This window comes from Amycolatopsis sp. CB00013 (assembly GCF_001905755.1).
In the GTDB taxonomy this organism is placed as follows: Bacteria; Actinomycetota; Actinomycetes; order Mycobacteriales; family Pseudonocardiaceae; genus Amycolatopsis; species Amycolatopsis japonica.
Window position 1 is genome coordinate 1,747,249 of sequence record NZ_LIWC01000002.1, and the last position, 19,077, is coordinate 1,766,325.

22 protein-coding genes and 1 tRNA gene are annotated in these 19,077 nt (G+C 66.8%); 6 read left to right on the top strand and 17 right to left on the bottom strand.

What is annotated here, in order from left to right; genetic code table 11:
* Positions 1 to 40 precede the first annotated feature (40 nt).
* A complete protein-coding gene (locus AMK34_RS18490) occupies positions 41 to 268 on the top strand; it encodes an antitoxin (RefSeq protein ID WP_016330787.1) in 228 nt (75 codons plus the stop codon).
* 76 nt (positions 269 to 344) lie between these two features.
* On the opposite strand, the gene AMK34_RS18495 is transcribed toward AMK34_RS18490, so the two are convergent.
* The 5 genes from AMK34_RS18495 to AMK34_RS18515 form a co-directional block, all read right to left on the bottom strand.
* Complete coding sequence (locus tag AMK34_RS18495) at positions 345 to 1,298, bottom strand: prephenate dehydrogenase (protein WP_037333234.1); 954 nt, start codon at positions 1,296 to 1,298, stop codon at positions 345 to 347.
* Positions 1,299 to 1,346: 48 nt separating this feature from the next.
* Positions 1,347 to 3,365 (bottom strand): NADPH-dependent 2,4-dienoyl-CoA reductase, encoded by a 2,019-nt coding sequence (locus tag AMK34_RS18500; RefSeq protein ID WP_073846099.1) that lies wholly within the window; start codon positions 3,363 to 3,365, stop codon positions 1,347 to 1,349.
* A gap of 9 nt (positions 3,366 to 3,374) precedes the next feature.
* Positions 3,375 to 3,911, bottom strand: a complete 537-nt coding sequence (locus tag AMK34_RS18505) for a PadR family transcriptional regulator (protein WP_037333229.1) — start codon at positions 3,909 to 3,911, stop codon at positions 3,375 to 3,377.
* Between the two features lie 111 nt (positions 3,912 to 4,022).
* Complete coding sequence (locus tag AMK34_RS18510; protein ID WP_174491988.1) at positions 4,023 to 4,871, bottom strand: SAM-dependent methyltransferase; 849 nt, start codon at positions 4,869 to 4,871, stop codon at positions 4,023 to 4,025.
* A 27-nt stretch (positions 4,872 to 4,898) separates the two neighbouring features.
* The gene (locus AMK34_RS18515; RefSeq protein ID WP_037333227.1) at positions 4,899 to 5,366 is read right to left on the bottom strand and encodes a MarR family winged helix-turn-helix transcriptional regulator; all 468 of its coding nucleotides are present in this window, start codon (positions 5,364 to 5,366) and stop codon (positions 4,899 to 4,901) included.
* A gap of 144 nt (positions 5,367 to 5,510) precedes the next feature.
* Here AMK34_RS18515 and AMK34_RS18520 point away from each other — a divergent pair, with 144 nt between their 5' ends.
* Together AMK34_RS18520 and AMK34_RS18525 are read left to right on the top strand one after the other, a co-directional pair.
* Positions 5,511 to 6,458, top strand: coding sequence for an alpha/beta hydrolase (locus tag AMK34_RS18520; RefSeq protein WP_073846100.1), 948 nt, complete (start codon positions 5,511 to 5,513; stop codon positions 6,456 to 6,458).
* A 136-nt stretch (positions 6,459 to 6,594) separates the two neighbouring features.
* Positions 6,595 to 7,812, top strand: a complete 1,218-nt coding sequence (locus AMK34_RS18525; protein WP_073846350.1) for an alpha/beta hydrolase — start codon at positions 6,595 to 6,597, stop codon at positions 7,810 to 7,812.
* Here AMK34_RS18525 and AMK34_RS18530 read toward each other — a convergent pair.
* Entirely contained in the window at positions 7,792 to 8,643 is an 852-nt protein-coding gene (locus AMK34_RS18530; RefSeq protein WP_073846101.1) for an oxygenase MpaB family protein, read from the bottom strand. The genes AMK34_RS18525 and AMK34_RS18530 overlap by 21 nt on opposite strands.
* A 45-nt stretch (positions 8,644 to 8,688) precedes the next feature.
* Entirely contained in the window at positions 8,689 to 9,594 is a 906-nt protein-coding gene (locus AMK34_RS18535) for a serine hydrolase (protein ID WP_073846102.1), read from the bottom strand.
* Between the two features lie 131 nt (positions 9,595 to 9,725).
* Here AMK34_RS18535 and AMK34_RS18540 point away from each other — a divergent pair, with 131 nt between their 5' ends.
* Positions 9,726 to 10,322: a DUF4383 domain-containing protein gene (locus AMK34_RS18540; RefSeq protein ID WP_038507725.1), complete on the top strand. Its 597-nt coding sequence runs from the start codon at positions 9,726 to 9,728 to the stop codon at positions 10,320 to 10,322.
* Between the two features lie 3 nt (positions 10,323 to 10,325).
* Here the strand turns inward: AMK34_RS18540 and AMK34_RS18545 are convergent, their stop codons facing one another.
* The 3 genes from AMK34_RS18545 to AMK34_RS18555 all read right to left on the bottom strand — a co-directional run bounded on the left by AMK34_RS18545 (position 10,326) and on the right by AMK34_RS18555 (position 13,327).
* Entirely contained in the window at positions 10,326 to 11,306 is a 981-nt protein-coding gene (locus AMK34_RS18545) for a lipoprotein (protein ID WP_038507726.1), read from the bottom strand.
* An 82-nt stretch (positions 11,307 to 11,388) separates the two neighbouring features.
* Positions 11,389 to 12,762, bottom strand: a complete 1,374-nt coding sequence (pcaB, locus tag AMK34_RS18550; protein ID WP_073846103.1) for a 3-carboxy-cis,cis-muconate cycloisomerase — start codon at positions 12,760 to 12,762, stop codon at positions 11,389 to 11,391.
* 25 nt (positions 12,763 to 12,787) lie between these two features.
* Positions 12,788 to 13,327 carry a DinB family protein gene (locus tag AMK34_RS18555; RefSeq protein WP_073846351.1) on the bottom strand — a complete coding sequence of 180 codons (540 nt, stop codon included), beginning with the start codon at positions 13,325 to 13,327 and terminating at the stop codon, positions 12,788 to 12,790.
* Positions 13,328 to 13,426: 99 nt separating this feature from the next.
* Between AMK34_RS18555 and AMK34_RS18560 the strand changes: the two genes are divergently transcribed.
* Positions 13,427 to 13,502, top strand: a tRNA-Lys gene (locus tag AMK34_RS18560).
* A gap of 39 nt (positions 13,503 to 13,541) precedes the next feature.
* Here AMK34_RS18560 and AMK34_RS18565 read toward each other — a convergent pair.
* The 4 genes from AMK34_RS18565 to AMK34_RS18575 form a co-directional block, all read right to left on the bottom strand.
* On the bottom strand, positions 13,542 to 14,015 hold the full coding sequence (locus AMK34_RS18565; protein WP_073846104.1) for a tyrosine-type recombinase/integrase: 474 nt from the start codon (positions 14,013 to 14,015) through the stop codon (positions 13,542 to 13,544).
* Positions 14,016 to 14,045: 30 nt separating this feature from the next.
* Entirely contained in the window at positions 14,046 to 14,516 is a 471-nt protein-coding gene (locus AMK34_RS42690; protein ID WP_143202472.1) for a site-specific integrase, read from the bottom strand.
* 443 nt (positions 14,517 to 14,959) lie between these two features.
* Positions 14,960 to 15,238: a hypothetical protein gene (locus tag AMK34_RS18570; RefSeq protein WP_073846105.1), complete on the bottom strand. Its 279-nt coding sequence runs from the start codon at positions 15,236 to 15,238 to the stop codon at positions 14,960 to 14,962.
* A gap of 171 nt (positions 15,239 to 15,409) precedes the next feature.
* Positions 15,410 to 15,823, bottom strand: coding sequence for a hypothetical protein (locus tag AMK34_RS18575; protein ID WP_083649895.1), 414 nt, complete (start codon positions 15,821 to 15,823; stop codon positions 15,410 to 15,412).
* Between the two features lie 9 nt (positions 15,824 to 15,832).
* On the opposite strand from AMK34_RS18575, the gene AMK34_RS18580 reads away from it, so the two are divergent.
* Positions 15,833 to 16,924, top strand: coding sequence for a nucleotide kinase domain-containing protein (locus tag AMK34_RS18580; RefSeq protein WP_073846106.1), 1,092 nt, complete (start codon positions 15,833 to 15,835; stop codon positions 16,922 to 16,924).
* A gap of 12 nt (positions 16,925 to 16,936) precedes the next feature.
* Here the strand turns inward: AMK34_RS18580 and AMK34_RS18585 are convergent, their stop codons facing one another.
* The 3 genes from AMK34_RS18585 to AMK34_RS18595 are packed head-to-tail and all read right to left on the bottom strand — an operon-like array spanning position 16,937 to position 19,076.
* Complete coding sequence (locus tag AMK34_RS18585; protein WP_073846107.1) at positions 16,937 to 17,728, bottom strand: hypothetical protein; 792 nt, start codon at positions 17,726 to 17,728, stop codon at positions 16,937 to 16,939.
* Positions 17,725 to 18,705 (bottom strand): ImmA/IrrE family metallo-endopeptidase, encoded by a 981-nt coding sequence (locus AMK34_RS18590; protein ID WP_073846108.1) that lies wholly within the window; start codon positions 18,703 to 18,705, stop codon positions 17,725 to 17,727. Before AMK34_RS18590 ends, AMK34_RS18585 begins: the two co-directional genes overlap by 4 nt.
* Positions 18,702 to 19,076, bottom strand: a complete 375-nt coding sequence (locus AMK34_RS18595; RefSeq protein WP_073846109.1) for a helix-turn-helix domain-containing protein — start codon at positions 19,074 to 19,076, stop codon at positions 18,702 to 18,704. Before AMK34_RS18595 ends, AMK34_RS18590 begins: the two co-directional genes overlap by 4 nt.
* Position 19,077 lies beyond the last annotated feature (1 nt).

Sequence of the window (19,077 nt, forward strand, 5' to 3'; positions counted from 1 at the left end):
GTCGAGGCGTGTTCACTCGTACCTGTGTGACGATGTGGCCATGGGCATCAACTTCGATGAATTGAAGAACAAGGCCACCGACGCTCTCCGCGAGCACAACGACAAGATCGAGGGCGGCCTGGACAAGGCGGCCGACTTCGCCAAGTCGAAGTTCTCCGGTCACGACTCCCAGATCGACTCGGGTGTCGAGAAGGCGAAGGGGTTCATCAACAAGTTCGACGACACCCCCGACAACCCCCAGCCCCAGAACCCGCCGCAGGGCCAGTAACCCCCAACCTCCCGCATTTCGTCCTCTGAATGCGGTACTTGCACACGCAAGGACCGCGTTCAGAGGACGAAACGCGTCAGGAGACCTCGCCGATCGCGATGTCGCCTTCGATGGCCGTGATCCGGCCGCCGCGCTCGCCGAGCGCGATCAGACCGTCGCGCGCGTCCGGGGCGCTCAGGCTGACCCGCACCCCCGCGCGTTCCGCGTCCTTACTGGCCGCAAACGCTTGCGCACCCTCGTGACCCGCGTTGACCGTCACCGCGAGACCACCCGTCGACGCCAGCGAACCCCGCGCGGCACCCAGTCGCCCGAGCGCCTCGTCGACGATCGGCAGCAGCGCGTCCCGGTTGCCTTCGGTCATCGCCCGCACCAGCGCCGGGCTCGACCCGGCCACCCGCGTGCCGTCCGTATAGGACCCGGCGGCCAGCGACATCGCCAACGGTCCGCCCTGCGCGCCGATCGTGGCCAGGATGGCCGCGAAGATATGCGGCAGATGCGAGATCCGCGCGACCGTCTCGTCGTGCGAGTCCGCGGGCAGCGGCACGACGTGCGCGCCGACGTCCAGCACGAGCTGGGCGACCTCCGCCCACGCCGTCAGATCGGTGTCGTGTTCGACGCCCAGCACCCACGCCGCGCCGCCGAACAACGCCGGATTGCTCGCCTTCCAGCCCGAGTTCGCCGTCCCGGCCATCGGATGCCCGCCGACGAACTTCGCGTACGGCGCGCGGCGCCGCACCGAGTCGAGCACCGGCCCCTTCACGCTGGTCACGTCGGTGAGCACGCAGTGCCCGGCGACCCGCGAAACGGTACGGAGCACCTCTTCGACCGCGGGCAGCGGCACCGCGAGCACGATCATCGCGTCCCGCTCCGCCGCCTTGCTCAGCGCCGCTTCGACCTGTGTGGTGACGTCGAAACCCGCTCTGCTGGCGGCGTCCGCGTCAGCTTCGGAGGTCGTCGCCCCGAACGTGGTGCGGCCGATCGAATGCGCCGCGCGCAGCAGCGAACCACCGATCAACCCGAGCCCGATCACGCATACGTCCCGCACAAGGGTTCATCCTGCCATCTAGTAGGCCACTCGTCAGAGAACGGCGGCCAGGCGGGTTCCCTGATCGATGGCCCGTTTGGCGTCCAGTTCGGCCGCGACGTCGGCGCCGCCGATCAGGTGCACCGGCAGTCCGGCCGCCCGCAGGTCGTCGACGAGGTCGCGCACCGGCTCCTGTCCCGCGCAGACGACGACGGTGTCGACGTCGAGCACGCGCGGCTTGTCATCGACGGTGATGTGCAGGCCGTCGTCGTCGATCCGCTCGTAGGCGACCCCGGTGAGCTGCTCGACGCGCTTGGCCTTCAGCGCGGCACGGTGCACCCAGCCGCTGGTCTTGCCCAGCCCCGCGCCGATCCCGGACTTCTTGCGCTGCAGCAGGAAGACCTGCCGCGGTGACGGCTCGACCTTCCGCTCGGTCAGCCCGCCCGCGGCCCGCTCGGGATCGGTGACGCCCCATTCGGCCATCCACGCGTCCAGATCGAGGGCGGGGGAGGTGGTGTGCGTCAGGAACTCGCTGACGTCCACGCCGATCCCGCCCGCGCCGATCACGGCGACCTTGCCGCCCACCGGTTTCCCGTGCCGGACGACGTCCACATAGGACAGAACCTTGGGATGGTCGATACCGGGGAGCGACGGCACCCGCGGTGTCACGCCGGTGGCCAGCACGACCTCGTCGAACCCCGCGTCGACCAGATCGGCGGCGGCCACGCGGGTGCCGAGGCGCACCTTGACGCCGGTGACCTCCAGCCGCCGCGTGTAGTACCGGATGGTCTCCGCGAACTCCTCCTTGCCCGGGATCTTGCGCGCGATCCCGAACTGGCCGCCGATCTCGTCGTCGGCTTCGAAGAGTTCGACCGCGTGCCCGCGTTCGGCGAGGCCGGTCGCGGCCGCGAGCCCGGCGGGACCCGCGCCGACGACGGCGACGCGTTTGGTCTTCCGTGTCGGCGACAACGTCAGCGTCGTCTCGTGGCCCGCGCGCGGATTCACCATGCAGGACACCAGTTTCCGCTTGAAAGCGTGGTCGAGGCAGGCCTGGTTGCAGGCGATGCAAGTGTTGATCTCGTCCTCGCGCCCGGTCTCCGCCTTTCGGATCCACTCCGGGTCGGCGAGGAACGGCCGCGCCATCGACACCAGGTCGGCGTCGCCGCCGGCCAGCGCCTCCTCGGCGACCTCGGGCATGTTGATCCGGTTCGACGTGACCACCGGGATCCCGACGTGCGGCTTGAGTTTCCCGGTCACCCAGGTGAAGGCCGCGCGCGGGACGGACGTCACGATCGTCGGCACCCGTGCCTCGTGCCAGCCGATGCCGGTGTTGATGATCGTCGCGCCCGCCTCTTCGACCTCCTTGGCCAAGGCGACGACGTCTTCCCAGCTTTGCCCGCCCTCGACGAGGTCCAACATGGACAGCCGGTAGATGATGATGAAGTCCTCGCCGACCGCTTCCCGCGTGCGGCGCACGATCTCGACGGCGATCCGCCGCCGGTTTTCCGCGCTGCCGCCCCATTCGTCGGTGCGTTTGTTGGTCCGCTCGGCGAGGAACTGGTTGATGAAGTAGCCCTCGGAGCCCATGATCTCGACGCCGTCGTAGCCCGCTTCCTTCGCCAGGAAGGCACAATCGGCGAAAGCGCGGATCTGGCGCAGCACGCCGTATCCGGAAAGGGCCCGCGGTTTGAAGGGGTTGATCGGCGCCTTGATACCCGACGCGGAAACGCTCAGCGGGTGATAGGAATACCGGCCGGCGTGCAGGATCTGCAGTGCGATCTTTCCGCCCGCCTCATGCACCGGATCGGTGAGTTGCTTATGTGCCTTGGCTTCCGCGCGCGTCGAGAGCTTCGATGCCAGCGGCAGGAGCCATCCGGTCCGGTTCGGCGCGAAACCGCCGGTGACGATCAGCCCGACGCCGCCTCGGGCGCGTTCGGCGTAATACTCGGCCAGTTGCGGGAAATGCGCTTCCTTGTCTTCGAGGCCGGTGTGCATCGAACCCATGATCACCCTGTTGCGCAGGGTGGTGAAGCCGAGGTCGAGAGGGGACAGCAGGTTCGGGTACGGGCTCATCGCTGGTCCTTACGCATCGTGGTGGAATGCCCGGAGGACTTCTTCGAGCCACTCGACGTGGCCCTGTTCGGTTCGGATTCCTCCGCGCAGCACGAGGAACTGGTGCAACGACTGTCCACTGAGGACGCTGGGGTCGGGGAAGTCGCGCTTCTCGATCAGCAGGTACGCGTCGAGCTGTGCCGCGTGCGCGTCGCGATGCCGGGTGACCTCGGCGGCGACGGCGGCCGGATCGCCGAGCGCCGCGCCGCGGATCTTCACGGCGAGCTCCCTGGCGGTGGCCGACGGATCGGGTTCGGCGAGCCAGCGGGCCAGTTCGGCCCGCCCCGCGTCGCCGACGGTGTACACCTTCTTGTCGGGTTTCCCGGACTGCGCGACCTGGTCGACGGTGATCCAGCCCGCGTCCTCCATCCGCTTGAGGACGCGGTAGATCTGCTGGTGGGTGGCGCTCCACCACAGCCCGATGGACTTCTCGAAGCGGCGCGTCAGCTCGTAGCCCGAGCCGGACCGCTCGGACAGTGAGACCAGGATCGCGTGCTCCAGTGCCATGCACCTAGTTTCATATGCACCTAGTTGCACTGCAAGGCGACGCACGTCACAAGCGCGTGAAGGCCCCCTTCCCTCGGCTCAGTCGCGGGAAGGGGGCCTTCACGGGAAAAGCTACGGCTTGCGGGCGATCCCGCCGATGACGCGCGACTCCGACGGCGAAGCGGCGAAGATCGTCTTCTCGTCCGGGTGCCACGCCGGCGCGTAGACCAGGCCCGGCTCCAGCAGCGGCCAGCCGCCGAAGAAGCGCCGGAACTCGTCCATGGTGCGCAGGAAACCGGGGTTCGTCGTGGTCTCGTAGTACTCGAGGATGTCCAGCAGCGCCTGCCGTTCCTCGTCGTTGGCCGGGTTCTCGTTCGTCATCTGCGAGAGCACCAGCAGCGAACCCGGCGCGAGCCGGTCGCGGTAGAAGTCCAGCAGCCCGTCCGGGTCCTGCTCGTCCTTGATGAAGTGCATGACCGCGTTGACCACCAGCGCGATCGGTTCGCGGACGTCGATGATGCCGGAGTCCATCACCCGGTTCCAGAGGTCCTCGGGATCGAACAGATCCGCCGCGATCGCGTGGTGGCGGTCCGGATCGGCGGTGTCGGCGAGCAGCAGCGTCGAATGCGCGAGCGCGATCGGCTCGTTGTCGATGTAGAGGACGTGCGTGTCCTCCTGCGGCCGCGCCTCGTCGGCGACCTCGTGCACGTTGCCCGCGGTCGGCAGCCCGGAGCCGATGTCGACGAACTGCTTGATGCCCAGTTCCGCGCAGTGCCGCACGGCCCGGCCGAGGAACTGCCTGCTGGTCTTGCAGTAGTCGCCCATGAGCGGCAGGCGCTCGCGCACCTTCTCGGCGAAGTTGCGGTCGATGGCGTAGTGCGTGTCGCCGCCGATGAAGTAGTCGTAGACGCGGGCCGCGGACGGCCGGTCCAAGCTGTTCTCGACGGCCTTGAGCGCCGCGTCGTGATCGATCATCGTCATCCCTTTGTCCGCGCCGGAAATCCCATGCTAACCGGCCGGGACGTAGGCCTCGCGGTAGGCGTTCACGGATTCGGTCAAGCGATCGAGCTCCGCGCGGGTGCGGGCGAGACCGGCCGCGTCGAGTCCCATCGCGTCGCCGATGATCTTCGGGATCCCGCTCGCGCGTTCCCTGAGCGCGGCGCCGTCCCCGGTCAGGCTGATGCGCACGGACCGCTCGTCGTCGGCCTGCCGGACGCGCTGGACCAGTCCGGACTTCTCCAGCCGTTTGAGCAGCGGGGACAGCGTGCCGGAGTCGAGGTTCAGCACGGTGCCGAGCTCCTTGACCAGCCGCTCGTCCTCCTCCCAGAGCGCGAGCATCACCAGATACTGGGGATAGGTCAGGCCCAGATCGTCGAGCACCACGCGGTAAAGCGCGGTGACGGCCCGCGATGCCGCGTAGAGCCCGAAGCACAGCTGATCGTCCAGGCACAGCGACCCGGTGTTGTCCGTGGGCATCGGTCCTCCTTCTCCCCATGGTGCGCCGATCATGCCGCACCTCGCCATGGGAGTGGGGTAAATCTCCTTGGGTGCATTTTAGTTGTGCACAACTGAGTTGCGAGCTATCTTTGCTGCATCGACTTCGGAACCCAGGAGGCAGAAATGACCGCCAACCCGCACAACCTGGCCCTCGAACCGGCCGCGCAGGCCTTCGTCGAGGCCACCGCCACGCCGCCGTTCCTCTTCCAGCTGCCGCCGGAGGAAGGACGCAAGGCCGTCGACGAGGTCCAGGGCGGCGACGTCGAACTGCCCGCCGCGGACGTCGAGACCACGCACGTGGACGGTGTCGAGGTCCGCATCGTGCGGCCGCAAGGTGCGACCGGGCCGCTGCCCGTGATCGTCTACATCCACGGCGCCGGCTGGGTCTTCGGGAACTTCCACACCCACGAGCGCCTGGTCCGCGAGCTCGCCGTCGGCGCGGGCGCGGCGGTCGTCTTCCCCGAATACGACCGCTCGCCGGAGGCGCGCTACCCGGTCGCCATCGAGCAGAGCTACGCCGTGGCGAAGTGGGTCGCCGAGCACGGCGCCGAAAACGGGCTCGACGGCACGAAGATCGCGATCGCCGGGGACTCCGTCGGCGGGAACATGACCGCGGCGCTCACCTTGCTCGCCAAGCAGCGCGGCGACGTCACCTTCCGTCAGCAGGTGCTCTTCTACCCGGTCACCGACGCGAGCTTCGAGACCGAGTCCTACCGGCGGTTCGCCGAGGGCTACTTCCTCGCGCTCGACGGCATGAAGTGGTTCTGGGACCAGTACACGACCGATCCGGCGCAGCGCGCGGAAATCACCGCGTCGCCGCTGCGGGCGAGCCTCGACGAGCTGGCCGGTCTCCCGCCCGCGCTGGTGATCACGGCCGAGGCCGACGTCCTGCGCGACGAAGGCGAGGCGTACGCCGCGAAGCTGCGTCAGGCCGGTGTGCCGGTGACGGCCGTGCGATACCAGGGCATCGTCCACGACTTCGTCATGCTCAACACGTTGCGCGAAACGCACGCCGCGGAGGCCGCGATAAAGCAAGCGATCGGCGTGCTGCGTACCGCCCTCGCAGGCTGAGTAGTCCGGAACCCGGTTTGTCCAGGGTGACACGCGTCACCCTGGACAACACTTCCCGGTGGTCGCACGTCTCTTGATCCAGATGTGGGAAGTGCGGTGCGGGGGCGTGCCGCGGCCGGAGAGGGACACGATCGCCATGGGACTGGGACTGAGTGCCATCCGGCTCGATTCGACACTGAACCTCGTCATCGTCCTGGTGCTGACGCTGCTCGCGATCATCGCCGTCCCGTTCCTCTGGGAACGCTGGCGCCGCAAGGTTCTCGGCCGCAGCGGCACGATCCTCGTCGCGGTCGTGCTGGTGGTGGTCAGCACCGGGATGGGCGGGAACATGATCGGCGGGTTCTTCCCGACGGTCGGCGCCCTGTTCGGCACCGGCGTGTACTCCGGCGAGAGTGTCGACGCCGTCGCCGGGCAGAACGGTTCGGATCTCGACAAACTGCGTGACGCCGGGGCGATGCGGGCCAAGGAGGGCAAGGGTTCCGTCGTGCACATGACGGTGACCGGCAAGCGCACCGGCCTCACCCGCGACGTCTCGGTGTACTTCCCGCCCCAGTACTACGATCCCGCGTTCCGGTCGCTCAAATTCCCGGTCATCGAATGGATCCCGAACTACCCGTCCGGGCCCGAAGTGGTCACCGGTCCCTACGAACTGCCCGCCAAACTCGACGCGGCCATCGCGAAGCACGTGCTCCCGCCGACCCTGGTGATCATCCCGGACCCGACCGGGAAACCGAAGGTCGGCCACGACACCGAATGCATCGACGAGGTCAACGGGACCGCCAACGACACCTACCTGACCGCCGACATCCGCGACTGGGCGATCGAGAAACTCGGCGCCAACCCGCAGCGGAAGGCGTGGACGATGGCGGGCTGGTCGTCGGGCGGATACTGCGCGATGAACCTGGTGACGCGGCATCCGCAGTGGTACGGCCAGGCGGCGAGCGTCAGCGGGTACTACAAGGCTTCGGTGGACGCGGAGACGGAGAACCTGTTCAAGGGCAGGCAGGACATCGTCGACGCGAACACGGTCACGGTGAACCTGCAGAAGCATCCGTCGCCCGTCGACATCCTCGCGATCGCGGGGGACAAGGAAAGCTTCGAGAGCTTCTCGATCGACCAGATCCAGGCGGCCGTCCGCGCGCCCGCGACGCTTTCGTCGTGGCGGATCCCGGACGCCGGGCACAACATGAACACCTTCAAGGCGCAGGTGCCCGACGTGCTGGCGTGGATCGGCGCGCGGACCGTGCCGCCGTGCGCACCGCAGGACAAGAAGATCATCACCAACGGCGGCGTCACGCCGTGGCCGCTGCCCAACACCGGCGCCAAGGGCGCGCTAGTGGACGTCGTCGAGTGACTTGGCTCGATAAGCCTTGGGATACAAGCGGATCCGGTCTGGAACCCGTTTCCCGGCCGCCCGCGTGATCGCTCCGAGGCGCCGAAGACGGCGTTCGTCGGTATCTGTCCACTTGAGACTCAAGCGCTCGCGAAGAGCCGGTGGCAGCAAGCCGATCGCGCACAGGGTCAGCACGTTCCCGCCCGCCGGCCGCACGGGGCGCCACAGTGCTTCCGGCAAGAACCACCACGGGGGCGGTGGTGTGTCGCGCATGGTGATCGAGCGGAGCAGTTCCCGGACCGTGTGGTTGTCTTCGAGCCGGTTCGCGACGACGTCGTCGAAGTAGGCCTCGAATCCTTCGAGGTCCTCCGGCATGTGGTGCTCACGGAGGCCGAGCAGCAGGCCGACGCGTCGCCACTCCGCGTAGAACCGGCGCTTTTCCTTGTCTGACAAGGGATGGACGAAGACCTCGTGCATGCGGGCGGTCGTCCAGAACGTCGAGCCGTGCACCCACCAGTACGCCTCGGGGTTCAGCGCGTGGTAGCGCTCGCCGTGGTGGTCGACGCCCTTGATCGCCTTGTGCATCTCGCGGAGCCGCTCGGCCTCCGCGACCGCCTCCCGGCCGCCGAAAACCTGGCTCAGCAAGGAATCGATGGTCCGGTCGAGGCGGCCCCACGGGTCTTCGGTGTAGTTCGAATGGTCGTGGACACCGGCGCCGACCACCGGATGCGCGACCTGCAACAGCAACGCCGTCCCCGCGCCGAGCAGCAGTCTCCGGTCGCCGACCACTTGCCAGGCAACGGAATCCGGGCCGAGCGGGGTCACGGTGGGCAGGCGGGCTTCGGTGCTCATGACGACCTCCCGGGAGAGCGGCGTGACGCCACTGTCCCACCTTGTTTACACTTCGTCAATAGCGGGGAGCAGTGCCTTGACCACCTCCGTCACTTGTCGGCCCGCGCCGGCGTAGGTGGTCGACAACGGCTGCGAGGTCAGGACGACGACGATGTAGCGATCGTCTTCGCCGACCACGCCCGAGCTGTGCAGGATCCGCGAGCCGCGGCAGCACGCCCAGCCCTGTTTGATCGACCAGGGAAGGGAACCGACGGCGTCCGGGATGCCGAAGTACTGCCGGATCCCGTCGGAGCCGTTCTCCGTCGCGCCGCTCAACGCCCGCATGATCGTCGTGCGCGGCCCGGCGCCCGCCTTGTCCAGCAGGTAGCGGTAGATCTTCACGACGTCCGCGGCGGTGATCCGGGTGTCGCCCCAGCGGCCGGGATCCTCGGGCGGACGCGTACCGCCGAGGCCGATCTTGGTCGCCCAGCGGGTCACGATCGTGGGGCCGCCGAGGGCCGTCCACAGCCTGCTGGCGATGTCGTCGTCGCTGACCGACAGCATCCGCTGGACGGTGCTCGGCGGTGTGCCGGCTTGAAGCGCTTCCAACGCGATGAGGAGCTTCACGAGCGACGCCGAGGTGTAGGACCGTTCCGACCTGAGCGAAACGGTGCTCTTCTTGGCCGTGCGGTCGTAGACGACGACGCTCACCTGCCCGCCGGGGACGAGGTCCGCGAGGGCTTGGCTGTCGACGGATTTCGGTGGCGGACCCGGCGCCGCCGAGGACGAGGGTGTCGGGGACACGACCGGATCCTCCGGTTCGACCTCGACTTCGACGGACGGCGCAGGGGTGCTCGGCACCGCCTCCGCGACCGCCACCGGACCGGGACGCGACGTCGGGATCAGGACCATCGCGAGGATGGCGCCCAGGCACAGCCCCACCAGGAGGAAGACTCCGCTCACCTTGCCCACATGACCTGTTGACCGCGTCACCCGTTCGTGTTCACGGGTAGCCCGTTCGGACGATGCTGTTTGTCCGGAAGGGCAGCGGGGTATCCGGGGTCCAGCGTGAATTCAGGTCGCCAACTCTGGGAGGCGGAGCAATGGCACGTGCACAACGCGCTCGTATCCGGACGGCGGGGCTCCAGCCCGCTCAGGTTCTCGCCGGGCTGTCGAGCCTGGCCTTCCTGGTGTTCGGGATCGTGGGCTTCACCAGGACGGGATTCGCCGATTTCGCCGGGCGCAGCGACGCGACCGTGCTCGGCTTCTCGGTGAATCCCCTGTACAACCTCGGTTTCGTCCTGCTGGGCGCGATCGGGCTGCTGCTGACCTTCGGGTCGGGGCGGTCCCGGGTCTTCGGTTTCCTGACGTTCGTCGCCTTCGGGGTGCTGTTCGTCTGGGGCCTCATGATCACGGGGACCGTTTCGACGAACCCGGTCTCACAGGCCGGTAACCCGTTCAACCTCAACGGGCCGGACAACTGGCTGCACCTCGGCCTCGCCGCGCTCGGGCTGGTGATCGCGTTCCTGCCCGCACGGCACAAGGTGCTGCTGCCGGAGGACGAAGAGGAGACCGTGGTCGCGGACCGGGCGGACAGCGCCACGGCCGTCGAACCCCTTCCGGACGATTCGCGACGGCCGAAGCACGGAAAAGGCCCGACCGTCGCTCGGGAAGAGCGACCGCCGGGCCTGGCCCACTAGCGCTCAGTAGCCGGAATCCTGGGCGGGAGCGTCTTCCTCCTTCTTGGGGGCGGCGTTCCCGCTCTGCGCTGCCTTGTCCTTCACCGGCGCGGTGCTCTTGCAGCCGGCGGGCTCGATGACGAACCAGGTGCCGCCGACGCCGTGACCGTTGGCCTCGCCCGCGTTGGCGTCCTTGGCGTAGCGGTAGACGGCCCAGCCGCCGACGGTGACCTGCATGGTGCCGTCCGCGCGCTTCACCTTGCCGAGCAGCTTCTGGTCGATGCCTTCGAGCTGGACGTCGCCCTCGGCGAGCACCGGCGGCCAGGCCTTCGCGCAGTCACCGTTGCAGGTCGGCTGCTTGTTCTTCTTGTCCTTGGTGAACATGTACAGCGTGAAGCCGTCTTGGTCCACAATGGCCGGTCCGATACCGTCGACGTTGCTCGCGACGAGCTTCGTGTCGCCGCCCTTTTGTTCGGCCGGAGCCTCCTTCGCCGCCTGGCCCGCCTTGCCGCCCTTGGCATTCGCGGCGTACCAGGTGCTGCCGACGCCCTGCCCCTTCGCTTCGCCGGCCTTGGCATCCTTGGCGTAGCGGTAAAGCGCCCAGCCGCCGACGGTGACCTGCTTGCGCCCGTCGGCACGGGTCACCTCGCCGACCAGGGCCTGATCCACGCCTTCGATCTGGACTTCGCCCTCGGCCAGCACCGGCGGCCAGGCCTTCGCGCAGTCACCGTCACAATTGGACTTCGGCGGCTTCGCGCTGTCCTTGTCGAAGCGGTACAAGGTGAAGCCGTCCTTGTCGACGAGGACCTGGCCGAGATTCCCGGCTTCGGCCACGGCCACCTTGGTCTCACCCTTGGCCGCGGGGGCGTTCCCGCCCGCCCCGGCCACCGCCGCGGCGGGAGCGACGGCGGGGGCCGCCGCCTCGGTGCCGCCGGAGCAGGCCGACAGCACCACCAGACCCGCGGCCGCGGACGCCGCTGCGACGACGAAACGCTTGCGAAGCATGGGATTTCTCCTTGTTCGTAGGGGTTCCGCGGCTTGGCGCGGTGAGCTTGTACCCCCTACACGGAGCCGGTTCGAGACCGGTTCAAGGAGTTTTCGGTTTTTCTTCGCGGGCCTCCAGCGCGGCATCGACGAGTACCCCGGCCGAGCCGGTGTAGTGCGCGGGATCCAGCAGATCGGCCAGGGATTCGGCGGGAAGCACTCCGGTTATCTCCGGCAGGCCGGAAAGAACCTCGCCGAGGGCCTTGTCCTGTTCGAGGGCGAGCTTGGCCGCCTGCCCGAGAACCTCCTTGGCCCGTGCCTTGCCGAGCAGCGGGGCGAGCACGGTCGAAAGCCGCTCGGAGACGATCTGGCCGTGCGTGAGGCCGAGGTTCTGGCGCATCCGCTCGTCGTTGACGACCAGACCGCGGGCGAGCTCGGCCGCCGTATGCGCGGCGCCGCCGGTCAGGCGCAGGCACTCGCGCAGCAGCTGCCACTCCGCGTGCCACGCGCCCGCGGACCGTTCGTCCTCGGAGACCAGGGCCTGGGTGACGCCGGTGGCCAGCACCGGCACCTGGAGGGCGGCCGACCGGATCAGCGTCGCGAGCACCGGATTGCGTTTGTGCGGCATCGCCGAGGACCCGCCACGGCCCTCACCCGCCGGCTCGGCGACCTCCCCGACCTCGGTGCGCGTCAGGAACTGGACGTCGACCGCGATCTTCCCGAGCGCGGCGGCGGTGAAGGAGAGGGCGGCCGCGAGGTCGGCCGTCGGAGTGCGAAGCGTGTGCCAGGGGAGCGTGGTCTCGGCGAGCCCGGTCTCCTCGGCGAAGGCCGTTTGGAGGCGCTGCGGATACCCGTCGGGCAGCTCGGCGAGGCGCGCGTACTCGGCGTACGCGGCCCTCGTGCCCGCTGCGCCCCCGAGCGAGACCGGCAGAACGACCCGGTTCAGCCTGTCGAGCGCTTCGAGCGTCAGCTGACGCCAGCCCGCCGCCTTGAGCCCGAACGTCGTCGGCACCGCGTGCGCGGTGAGCGTGCGCCCGGCCATCGTCGTGTCGCGATGCGCGCGGGCGAGATCCGCCAGCGCCTCCGCCGTCGACTCGAGGTCCGCGGTGAGAAGTGCCCGCGTCCGCGCGGCGACCAGCATCATCGCGGTGTCGAAGATGTCCTGGCTGGTCGAGCCACGATGGACGTACTCCGTCCCGGCGGCCTCGGTCAGCTCCTTGATCAGCCCGACGACCGGGTTCGCCGTCTCACGAGCCGCCCTCGCCAACGCGACCACGTCGATCTCGGCGGACGCGGCCGCCTCGGTGATCGCCGCCGCGGCGTCCTGCGGGATCAGCCCGGTGCGGGCCTGCGCCCTGGCGAGCGCCGCCTCCGTGTCCAACAGGGCCCGTAACCAGGCGAGATCACCCGTCGCCGCCTCGGCGGGCGTGCCGGCGCGGACCGGGGACAGGAGGCCGGAATCGGGATCGGCGTTCATCGGCCCAGCATCGCATTTCAAAATGTCAGTGGCCTGTCCTCCCATCGATGCGCTCGCGAAGCAAGTCCGCGTGGCCGGCGTGGCGGGCGTACTCGGCGATGTGACGGGTCAGCAGCCACCGCAACGAGAACGGCTCCCCGTCGCGACGGCGCTTGCCCGTGTCGTCGAGCGACGCGGCCGCCACGATCTCCCGCGACCGCGCGCACTCCGCACGCCAAGCCGCCCACGCCTCCTCGACATCGCCGCCCAGATCCTCGAAGTCCTGCTCGGGCCACTCGTCGGAGTAATAGAGCAACGGGACGTCCTCGCCCACGAACTGCACGCGGAACCACCAGCGCTCGACGCCCGTGAGGTGCCTGAGCAGCCCGTGCAGCGACAAACTCGACGGCTCGATCGGCCGCCGGGCCATCTGCTCCGGCGTCAGCCCCTGACACTTCAGCTCGAAGGTGCGGCGATGCCAGTCGAGCGTGGACGTCAGGATCTCGCGCTCGCTCGCCACCCGCGGAGGCTCCGGGCGGTCGCCCTCCCAGCTCGCCGCGTAGTTCTCGTCGGGGATCGTGTCCATGCCCACGACCATGGCAGAGACCCCCGACAATTCCATGGCGCTCCGGCCGCCGCCCCGGCATCCTGGTGGTCGACGGCGGTCTACTAGACTCGGCCGCACGGGCCGTTAGCTCAATTGGTAGAGCTGCGGACTTTTAATCCGTAGGTTCTGGGTTCGAGCCCCAGGCGGCCCACCAAAAGCCCAGGTCAGAGGCACTTGTTGATCACCTGTCTGATCATGGTGCCCCTTTACTGCCCTCTTTGAGATCACCGCCAAGGACTTCCAGAACCTCAGCGGCACGACGTGATGGCGCCTTCCGACCAACGTAGGTGTCGGTGGTCTGGGAGACCCGGGAGTGTCCCAGCAGGTCACTCGCGTACCGGGCCGGTAGGGCGTCGGTGAGCACAGTGGCGACGGTGCGGCGGAAGGTACGAGGGGTGAACCAGTCGCCCAGCCCATGCCGTACCCGGAAGGCTCGCCAGTCGCGGCGGAGGTTGCTGGCCTCCCGAAGGCCACCCTTGGAGTTGGGGAAGATCCAGCCGGTCAGAGCGTCGGGAGCGATGCCGCGTTGAGCGGCGACCCGGGCGCGACGGTTCAACAGCATGGTGACCAGCCAGTCGGCAAGCACAACGTCACGTTGCGCGTTCTCGCTCTTACCATCGTTGATCTTGGCTCCGTCGGCTTTCGTCCGGACGAAGTTGCCCTCCATGCGCGTGACCTTGGCTTTGAAGTCGATGTGCTACCAGCGCACGGCGATGCCCTCACCAGTGCGTTCCCCGGTGCCCGCATAGAACCGCATAATGTCCGGGAGATCTTGCCGCACCGCGATCCCATCACCGTCAGCAAGCTCGAAGATCGCCAGTGCTTCGTGGACTTCTAGGGCTCGTGGAGCCTTGCGACGCTTTCGGTTCTCCACGGGCCGAGCGTCCCGAACAGGGTTGCTCTTCAACGGTCCATTGCGGACAGCGTAGCCCCAGAGTCCTGAAAGGACGGTGCGTGCTGTCTTCGCGGAACTTGTCGACAACGCGCGGTTGATGTCTTGCAAGATCGTATCAACGCGCCCCGCGTCCAAGTCGCCCATGCTCAACCCGAGCACGCGAGGCTTCACGTGGGTGTTCCATCGGTGTTCATATGTGTCCAATGAGGACCCACTGCGATTGCCAAGATCGACCTGTTCACGAAACTCGGACAACCATTTTTCGCCCACCACCGTGTGATCGTGTTTCCCCAGCTCAGGGTCGATATTGATGCTTGGTGAAAAGGGTGAACCTGCGATTCGCCATCCGAGGGTTAACTTTCGAGGCAGTAGGTGGCACGTTCCGACACTCGGCGGCACTGCCCGCTACATGTCGGCAGGGGAGCAGGCGCCGGGCCCGGTGCGTACGGCCGAGCGGTGCGGCGAACAGAGACGTGCTTATCTTCTCGGCGGCCTGGTGGCGGGTGCCAGGTAGAGCGAGACGTAGTAGTCGGCGGTGAGGGATTTGTCGTGGAACGCGTGGCCAGCAGGCATTCCCATTCTCCGGTGTCGATGGCTTTGAGTCCGTCGGCGGCTTGGCTGGCGAGGTCGCCGCGGGCGCTGAGGATGCGGGCGCTCCCTCGATCGCTTCGGGCTTGCCTGGGAGGAGGGCTGCCGGGGCGCTGGTGTCTATGAGTTCAGCCATCGCTTGCCGGTCCTCGACCCGGGGCGGCGGTGAGCGAGCCGGCAGTGGCGGAGTCGGTGCCCGGTACGCGGCAGACGCAGCAGTTCAGCAGCGCGTTGTGGATGCCGTCGTGTCCATACACGGCGGTGTCGCCGCACAGGCTGCGTAGCTCGAAGCTCGACTGATCGATCATGCATAGCTTGATGCCGTTCGCGGCTTCTTCGACCTTGCCGACGTTGACGTGGAACCCAGGCCAGCCCCGAATCAGAATTCGAACACGTTCAGCACTCATCGAGTGTGGAGGATGTGGTCACCAATTGACACGTGGGTGATCCTTCGTGGGTGCAGCGGCGTGAGTGAAGACATCATGGAGTCCGATCTGTTGTACGCCTGTGCCGGGTACTCCCTTCTGTGCGCGAATGTGCTGGCAGTGGCCGCTGGCGTTGCCGCTTGGCCATGATCGTCATTCTGGATCTGCAGGTTCCAAGGTGGAGTCGGGCTGAAGCTGTTCAAGCGAGGAGCCTCGAGGGCCGGGCTTCCGCCTGCCTCGCGCCAACGGCGGCGCCTCCTCGTCTTCGCGGGTGAAGGTCGCTTCGTCCTGGGTGCGATACCTGCGCAGCAATCTGGCGAGCTTCAGTCCGTCGCGCGGTGCCGCCGCGACCAAGGCGGCGAGGAGCTGAGCACGGCTAGCGTTTTCTCCGGTCTGTTCCACGAGGTGCAACAGCAGATCGAGGCGATGGTCGACCTTCTCTGGCCAGTGGACGAGCGTGCTGCGCCGCTTCCCACGGTACAGCCTCATCTCGACCTCGCTACTTTCATAACCTATAATAAACATATGGTAGCTAACCGTCTGAACAGCAATGTTGCTGAAGATCATGGTGACCTAGTGCTGCCTTTCGAACCCGGCGATGCGCAGGTTGACGTCGCATCGATCGAGATCGCGGGACGCGTGCTGACGCCAAGTCCGGTGTTCGATACTTACTGGCGGTTCGCGGCTGCTCGCCAGGAGGTGTACCTGGCCCGGGTGGAGGGTAGGCCGGGGCCGTGGACTCATGATCCGATCCTGCTGAGGCACCGCTTCACCAACTGCTTTCGGGCTGCGGATCGAGTCAGTCAGTACTTACTCGCCCATGTGAGCTACGACGGCGACCAGGCGTGGGAAGAGGTGTTCTTCCGAACGATCGTCTTCAAGCTGTTCAACCGTCTCTCTACGTGGCAGATGTTGAGTGAGTCGCTCGGTGAGATCCGATGGGACCAATACTCGTTCGACCTCTACAACGCCGTGCTGACCCGCGCGTTCCAGGCGGGGGAGAAGCTGTACTCCGCCGCATATGTCATGCCGGCACCGCACCTGTCCGAGGTGCGCAAGCATAGTAACCACCTGCGGTTGATCGAACTGATGATGCGCTCGTCAGCGCCGCAACGAATCCAGGACTCAGCCAAAATGCAGGACGCCTTCACCGTGCTGCGGGACTTCCCTGGAATAGGCGACTTTCTGGCATATCAGTACTTGATCGACCTAAACTACTCAGCCGGCCTGGACTTCGACGAGATGGAGTTCGTCGTTCCCGGGCCTGGAGCCAAAGATGGGATCAGGAAATGTTTCGGTCCGGCGTCCGCCGGGATCGAGCACGAGATCATCCGCTATATGGCCGATCATCAGGAAGAACACTTCGCCCGGCTGGGTTTCTCTTTCCCGGGCCTGTGGGGCAGACCGCTTCAACTGATCGACTGCCAGAACCTGTTCTGTGAGGTTGACAAGTACGCGCGCGTAGCACATCCCGATGTCGAGGGCTTGTCGGGACGCACCCGCATCAAACAGACGTTCCGGCGTGACCCGGCGCCAATCGCAGCGTGGTTCCCCCCCAAGTGGGGCATCAACGCCCGTATCGGTCAGGCGACACCTCGAACGGCATCACGAGGCTCCACCGCCGATCGACGTCGGCGGCCGGATCCGCTGCAGCTGCAGCTGGGCTGAACGAACCTTCCTTCAGGTCATGCGCTGGTCGGCAATCCGGTCCAGCGTCGTGTCGAGGTCTGACAGGTGATTTTCAATTTGGGCGTAGCCTGCTACGACAGTCAGGCGGCCAACTTCGAGTCCGGCTTGCAGGGCCACGTAGTGGACGAGTTGCCCTAGGCCGAGGTAGTTGCCGTAGGCGCGTTCGAGGAGGTAATGGCTGCGGTAATGCGCGACAGCATGAACTCGGTTGCCTTCTCGCTGGAACGCGACGTTGCTCAAGCAGGGACCGCCGCGTCCGTGGCGACCACGGGTGGGATGGTGGATAAGAGTCCCGGGATCGGGGATCTCCGACAGCTCTGCCGCGTCCTCAGCGGTGGCTAGGGCGGTCTCGTAATTGGCGCCGATCACCCGTTCTCCACGGAGTGCCTTGATCACTGGCGCGAGCTGATCGAAGGGCGCCGGGTGCCTCTCGCTGCCGACCGGGTAAGCGACAAGTCTGCCGAAGTAGGTACCCCAGGAATTCTTCGGAAACCGCTGGATGACTTCGTAGCTGGCCCGGTACTTGGTGACGAGTTGCTCATGAGTGCGGCACAACGCGGCCAAGCCGGCTGGCATGATCGTGTTGGCGACCGTTTCGACTGTTTGCAGACCAAGGTTGGCGAGGAGTTTGTCCACCTCATGCCGAGTCGCCTCGTCCTCAGCGACGGGATCTGTGATGGTGACGATGAGGTGAAAAACCTTGTGGCCGGGGACCGAGCGGGTCGCTGTCACGGCCTCATACCACGCGGCCGACACCGTGTCGGCCTGAATCGGATTGATCATTCCGTGCTCTCCTCCGGTGTGTCGGGTATGGGAGTCTGGCGACGTTCCAGCCAGGATAGGTCTATCCCGTCGCGTATCGAGACGGGCTCGATGACGATGGACCATCCTGCGGCAGTGGGATCGTCCGAGCTCAGACGCAAGGAGTCGGTGAACTCCGGTGTGACCTGCCAGCAGGCGATGCGGGGCTCGTCTAGGAGATCAAGTTGTCCCTCCGCAGCATCGTCGAGCTCAACTCGTTCCAAGCCGACGATCTCGCTAAAGAGCATCGTGATGGCCCTGTCCACGGTCGGCGTAGCGACGAGCAAATCGTTCGCGGCGACATGCACCGTAACGTTTCGCACGTCGGTGTCGAGGATGTGGACCTCTCCATCGGCGACATAAGCGTAGGGGCCTGCGAGGGCAGACCGTACCCGAGCACGGCCTGCCCTCACCCACGTCGCTGCGGTCGCCGACGCGAGAAGTTCGAGGTTAACCAGGTGGCGGCATACGCCGCGGAACGATGCGCCGAGCAGGGTCGCGAGACGGTAGGCGTCGTGAGCCGACCGTGGCTTGTCCGTACCCAGGAGCTGGAGGCAACGCAGGACCGCCGGTCTCGGCATTAGGAACCATGCCGCGAAGGCTTCCGCAGACATTTCCGTGCCGGTCCATGCGCCAGGAGCTTGCGACTCCCACAGGTCGAGGTTGAGGTCATTCGCGTCACCGTGGCCCAGCTGGTGGTGACCCAGTTCGTGTGCGGCGGTGTGCCGCAGTGTCGGCATCGTCAAGCGCGAGTTGATCAAGATTCCTGGGCCATGCGTTGCTGGAGAGATATAGGTGCCGAAGTGGCCGGGCATGTCTTGGAACATCAGAGGGATGCCGGCGCGGCGGATCGCCTCCAGGACGTCGACATAGGTGTCTCGCGGCAGGTCGAAGTCCGCACGGGCGTGCACCGCGGCGAGTTGCGCGACGCGGTGGGCTTGCCGCCACGTTGTGATCAACTTCGGTCCCCGTTGCTGGCTTTGTCCTGGGCGAGGAACTCGGCGAACGCCTGCACGGCCTTGCGGTTCTCCTCGGTCAAATTCGTCAAGTTGCGCATCAGCGCTGCGATCGCGTGATCGCCAGCTGAGGACGACCCGTCTTCGTCGAGGAAGTACCCGACTGGCTTGCGGTACAACCCGGCGAGTTTCTTCAACTCGAGGCTGTCCAGCTTCCGCTCGCCGCGTTCGATGTCTGAAATTGCCGATCGGGGTATCCCCGTCCGGTCCGACACGTACTGTTGAGACAGGGTCAGGTACTCGCGGACTTCCTTGAGCTTCAGGCCGAGCTTGCCCCAATCGCTCAACTGTGTCCCAATGGACAACTCGTTCACG

What these genes read in the sequence shown, in the direction of transcription:
- AMK34_RS18500 (WP_073846099.1), bottom strand. Translation starts at nt 3,365, where the DNA reads ATGAGCCCGTACCCGAACCTGCTGTCCCCTCTCGACCTCGGCTTCACC.
- pcaB (WP_073846103.1), bottom strand. Translation starts at nt 12,762, where the DNA reads ATGAACGCCGATCCCGATTCCGGCCTCCTGTCCCCGGTCCGCGCCGGC.
- AMK34_RS18555 (WP_073846351.1), bottom strand. Translation starts at nt 13,327, where the DNA reads ATGGACACGATCCCCGACGAGAACTACGCGGCGAGCTGGGAGGGCGAC.
- AMK34_RS18525 (WP_073846350.1), top strand. Translation starts at nt 6,595, where the DNA reads ATGGGACTGGGACTGAGTGCCATCCGGCTCGATTCGACACTGAACCTC.
- AMK34_RS18585 (WP_073846107.1), bottom strand. Translation starts at nt 17,728, where the DNA reads ATGATCAATCCGATTCAGGCCGACACGGTGTCGGCCGCGTGGTATGAG.
- AMK34_RS18570 (WP_073846105.1), bottom strand. Translation starts at nt 15,238, where the DNA reads ATGAGTGCTGAACGTGTTCGAATTCTGATTCGGGGCTGGCCTGGGTTC.
- AMK34_RS18510 (WP_174491988.1), bottom strand. Translation starts at nt 4,871, where the DNA reads ATGACGATGATCGATCACGACGCGGCGCTCAAGGCCGTCGAGAACAGC.
- AMK34_RS18515 (WP_037333227.1), bottom strand. Translation starts at nt 5,366, where the DNA reads ATGCCCACGGACAACACCGGGTCGCTGTGCCTGGACGATCAGCTGTGC.
- AMK34_RS18540 (WP_038507725.1), top strand. Translation starts at nt 9,726, where the DNA reads ATGGCACGTGCACAACGCGCTCGTATCCGGACGGCGGGGCTCCAGCCC.
- AMK34_RS18490 (WP_016330787.1), top strand. Translation starts at nt 41, where the DNA reads ATGGGCATCAACTTCGATGAATTGAAGAACAAGGCCACCGACGCTCTC.
- AMK34_RS18545 (WP_038507726.1), bottom strand. Translation starts at nt 11,306, where the DNA reads ATGCTTCGCAAGCGTTTCGTCGTCGCAGCGGCGTCCGCGGCCGCGGGT.
- AMK34_RS18565 (WP_073846104.1), bottom strand. Translation starts at nt 14,015, where the DNA reads ATGGAGGGCAACTTCGTCCGGACGAAAGCCGACGGAGCCAAGATCAAC.
- AMK34_RS18530 (WP_073846101.1), bottom strand. Translation starts at nt 8,643, where the DNA reads ATGAGCACCGAAGCCCGCCTGCCCACCGTGACCCCGCTCGGCCCGGAT.
- AMK34_RS18575 (WP_083649895.1), bottom strand. Translation starts at nt 15,823, where the DNA reads ATGATCTTCAGCAACATTGCTGTTCAGACGGTTAGCTACCATATGTTT.
- AMK34_RS18505 (WP_037333229.1), bottom strand. Translation starts at nt 3,911, where the DNA reads ATGGCACTGGAGCACGCGATCCTGGTCTCACTGTCCGAGCGGTCCGGC.
- AMK34_RS18520 (WP_073846100.1), top strand. Translation starts at nt 5,511, where the DNA reads ATGACCGCCAACCCGCACAACCTGGCCCTCGAACCGGCCGCGCAGGCC.